General features: G+C 37.5%; 1 protein-coding gene. It reads right to left on the bottom strand.

Going from position 1 to position 403, the window contains the following annotated elements:
• Window positions 1-5 precede the first annotated feature (5 nt).
• Window positions 6-403 (bottom strand): cation transporter (locus C6366_RS19020; RefSeq protein ID WP_146164965.1); only part of this gene is annotated, 398 nt, incomplete at its 5' end.

The following is a 403-nucleotide window of genomic DNA, read 5'->3' as shown; positions in this document are numbered from 1 at the left end:
TTTCTTTACTTTCCTAAATTCAATATTTTAATTGCTCCCCTAATTACAATCAAAAAGACAATGGTGCCTACAATCAAATCTGGGTATTTTGATTGAGTGAGCAATACCATAACCCCTGCTATGATAACCCCTGTATTAATGATGACATCATTCGAAGTAAAGATCATACTGGCTTTCATGTGGGCTTCTTTGCTTTTCGACTTTTGCAGAAGGTAAAGACAAACAGAGTTGGCGATAAGAGCCAGAAAAGACACAACAATAATTATCCTGAAATCTGGGATTTCTTCCACCCCAATAAACCTTCGAATTACTTCTATTAGACCAATACTTGCCAAGACCATTTGAAAATATCCGCTTAATCTTGCTACTTTCTTTTTACGAGCGACAGCAGCACCTACAGCCC

The sequence above is a fragment of the Desulfonatronum sp. SC1 genome (genome assembly GCF_003046795.1).
GTDB lineage: Bacteria > Desulfobacterota > Desulfovibrionia > Desulfovibrionales > Desulfonatronaceae > Desulfonatronum.
This window is presented reverse-complemented; position numbering and strand designations above follow the sequence as displayed.